This is a genomic window from Streptomyces sp. YS-3, from assembly GCF_045257485.1.
In the GTDB taxonomy this organism is placed as follows: Bacteria; Actinomycetota; Actinomycetes; order Streptomycetales; family Streptomycetaceae; genus Streptomyces.
Window position 1 is genome coordinate 1 of record NZ_JBJHPC010000708.1, and the last position, 3,282, is coordinate 3,282.

Genomic DNA, 3,282 nt, shown 5'->3' on the forward strand with positions numbered 1-3,282 from the left:
ATGTAGAGGTTGACGGACGCGCCGCACTCCAGGATCTCGCGCAGCACCCCGGCCGCCTCCCCGGCGTCCCGCACCACCGGCTCCGCGCCCCAGTGCTCGAACCAGCCGCACCAGAACTCCATGCACATCAGCGGCCCCCCGGGCCGGTGGCGGCGCAGCACCTCGAAGCCCTCGCGGGCACCCGAGCCGAAGTTCGCGGTGGCGAGCAGACCGGGCACGCTGCCGCCGCTCAGCATGTGGTCCTCGGGTCCGTCGGAGGTGAACAGCGGTACGGTCACGCCCAGTTCGCCCAGCAGGTCAGCGAGCGCCCGCAGATACACCTGGTCCGTGCCGTAGCTGCCGTACTCGTTCTCCACCTGCACCATGAGCACCGGGCCGCCCCGGTCGATCTGCCGGGCCACGACCTGCGGCAGCAGCGCACCGAACCAGCGCTCCACATGCCCGAGGTACTCCCGGTCCCGGGTGCGCACCCGCCGCCCCAGCGACCCCGTCAGCCAGTGCGGCAGCCCGCCGTTGTCCCACTCGGCGCAGATGTACGGGCCGGGGCGCACGATCGCCCACAGCCCCGCCGCGTGCGCCGCGTCCAGGAACCGGCCGAGTGCCCGCGGGTCCCGGAAGCGGCCCGGGGCCGGCTCGTGCAGGTTCCACGGCACATACGTCTCGACGCAGTTCAGTCCCATCGCCCGCAGCATCGCCAGCCGGTGGCCCCACCGCGACTCGTGCACCCGGAAGTAGTGCAGCGCCCCCGACAGCAGCCGCACCGGGCGTCCGTCCAGCAGAAAGTCCCTCTCACCCACGGTGAAGTCGGCCATCGGCCCCGCCCCTCTCTCGTTCTGCGCCCCCGCCACTCTCACCCCTGGCGCGGGCCCGGGTCCATGGACAAAGATCGGCGCTGATTGGACGCAAAACGGTGACGGGAGGCGGCACGGGCGGCATGTACCACACCTGGATGCGCTACTTCACGCCGAGCCAGGTCCACCACCGGCTCGGACTGGTCTGCCTGGGCGTCGGCATGCAGCACGGCACCCTGCCCGCCGTCGGACCGCGCACCCTGGACCACCACGTCGCCGTGGTGATCGGCGCCGGCGGCGGCTGGTTCGAGGGCCCGGACGGGCGGCGGGTCGCCGTCACCGCGCCCGCCCTGATCTGGCTCACCCCGGGCGTACCCCACCACTACGGACCCGACCCGGCCACCGGCTGGGACGAGTCGTTCGTCGACTTCGCCGGACCCGCCACCGCCACCTACACCGAGCTCGGCTACATCGAGCCCGACCGGCCCGTCGTCCCGCTCGCCGACACGGCCGGCGCCCGCGCGGCCGTGGGCCGGATCGCCCGGGCCGCCCGCCGGGGCAACCCGCTCCTGGAGGTCGAGACGGCCGCCGCCGTCCACGAACTCCTCGTCGCCCTGCGCCGCGCCCGCGCCGACCTCGCGCCCGACGGCGACCCCGTCCTCCAGGCGCTCGCCCGCGACGCCTTCCAGCCGCTGTCGGTGGCCGAGCACGCCGCCCGGCACGGGATGACCCCCGCCGAGCTGCGCACCGCGGTCCGCCGGGGCGCCGGGTGCAGCCCCAAGGACTATCTCCTCGGCATCCGCCTCGGCCGGGCCAAGGAACTGCTCGCCGCCACCGAGCTGCCGGTCGCCGCCGTGGCCCGCCGGGTGGGCTACGACGACCCCGCGTACTTCTCCCGGCTGTTCACCCGGCGTGTCGGCACCGCCCCGGTCCGCTTCCGCGAGCAGCAGGGACGGGCCGTCCCCGGCGGTTGGAGCGACCGGATCCCGGATCCTGAACACCCTCCGACGATCCCCGGCCCGGCCACGTAAGCTCGACGACCATGACCACGATCGACCCCTCCGTGCAGGCGGAACTCGCCCGGCTCCGGGACAGCATCGACAACATCGACGCAGCCGTCGTCCATATGCTCGCCGAGCGCTTCAAATGCACCCAGCAGGTCGGCCACCTCAAGGCCGAGCACAAGCTGCCGCCGGCCGACCCCGCGCGCGAGGCCCAGCAGATCGACCGGCTGCGCCGCCTCGCGGAGAACGCCAAACTGGACCCGGCCTTCGCCGAGAAGCTCCTGAACTTCATCATCGCGGAGGTGATCAGGCACCACGAGACGATCGCCAAGTCCTCGTGAGCCGCCCCTCCGCCGGGCGCGTGCGCTGAGAGCGCAACACCCTCCCGATGTGCCGGCCGGGGCACATCGGGCAGCATGGCCCCCATGTCCGTACTGACGCGCGACGAAGCGCAGACCCGTGCCCGGCTCCTCGACGTCCAGCGGTACGAGATCGACCTCGATCTCACTACCGGCGAGGAGACCTTCGACTCCCACACCGTCATCCACTTCACCGCACTGGCGGCCGGAGACACGTTCGTCGAGGTCAAGCCGGCCACCCTGCGCTCGGTCAGCCTCGACGGGGAGCCACTGGACCCCGCCGCCCTCACCGGGAACCGCCTCGCGCTCACCGGCCTCACCGAGGGCCCGCACGAGCTGCGCGTCGAGTCGGAGATGACGTACTCGCGCACCGGCGAGGGACTGCACCGCTTCACCGACCCGGCCGACGGCGAGACCTACCTCTACACCCAGCTCTTCATGGAGGACGTCCAGCGCGTCTTCGCCGCCTTCGACCAGCCCGACCTCAAGGCCGCCTTCGACCTCACCGTCACCGCGCCCGAGGGCTGGACCGTACTGGCCAACGGCATCACCGAACACCAGGGCGGGGGCCGCTGGAAGGCCGCCACCACACCGCTGCTCTCCACCTACTTCGTGGCGCTCGCCGCCGGCCCCTGGCACTCGATCACCACCGAGCACGCGGGCCTGCCCTTCGGCCTGCACTGCCGCCGCTCGCTCGCGCCCCACCTCGACGCCGACGCCGACGAGCTCTTCGAGATCACCCGGCAGTGCTTCGACCGCTACCACGAGAAGTTCGACGAGCCCTACCCCTTCGACTCCTACGACCAGGCCTTCGTGCCCGAGTTCAACGCGGGCGCGATGGAGAACCCGGGCCTGGTCACCTTCCGCGACGAGTTCATCTACCGCTCCGCCGTCACCGACACCGAGCGCCAGACCCGCGCCATGGTCGTCGCGCACGAGATGGCCCACATGTGGTTCGGCGACCTGGTCACCCTGCGCTGGTGGGACGACATCTGGCTGAACGAGTCCTTCGCCGAGTACATGGGCTACCAGACGCTCACCGAGGCGACCCGCTTCACCGACACCTGGGTGGACTTCGGCATCGTCCGCAAGACCTGGGGCTACGACGCCGACCAGCGCCCCTCCACC

At 72.1% G+C, this 3,282-nt stretch carries 4 protein-coding genes; 3 read left to right on the forward strand and 1 reads right to left on the reverse strand.

Annotated features, from left to right (window positions below; translation table 11 throughout):
• Nucleotides 1–812: beta-galactosidase (locus tag ACJA3G_RS33620; protein ID WP_406556820.1), on the reverse strand; the 812-nt coding region annotated here is incomplete at its 3' end.
• Nucleotides 813–934: 122 nt separating this feature from the next.
• On the opposite strand from ACJA3G_RS33620, the gene ACJA3G_RS33625 reads away from it, so the two are divergent.
• From ACJA3G_RS33625 to ACJA3G_RS33635, 3 genes are all read left to right on the forward strand, one after another.
• Nucleotides 935–1,822, forward strand: coding sequence for a helix-turn-helix domain-containing protein (locus tag ACJA3G_RS33625; RefSeq protein ID WP_406556821.1), 888 nt, complete (start codon nt 935–937; stop codon nt 1,820–1,822).
• 11 nt (nt 1,823–1,833) lie between these two features.
• Nucleotides 1,834–2,136, forward strand: coding sequence for a chorismate mutase (locus tag ACJA3G_RS33630; RefSeq protein WP_358836478.1), 303 nt, complete (start codon nt 1,834–1,836; stop codon nt 2,134–2,136).
• Nucleotides 2,137–2,220: 84 nt separating this feature from the next.
• The coding region (locus tag ACJA3G_RS33635; RefSeq protein ID WP_406556822.1) for a M1 family aminopeptidase at nt 2,221–3,282 on the forward strand (1,062 nt) is incomplete at its 3' end.

Bases quoted from the DNA above. Each gene is read 5' to 3' on its own strand.
- ACJA3G_RS33625 (WP_406556821.1), top strand. From the start codon at position 935: ATGTACCACACCTGGATGCGCTACTTCACGCCGAGCCAGGTCCACCAC.
- ACJA3G_RS33630 (WP_358836478.1), top strand. From the start codon at position 1,834: ATGACCACGATCGACCCCTCCGTGCAGGCGGAACTCGCCCGGCTCCGG.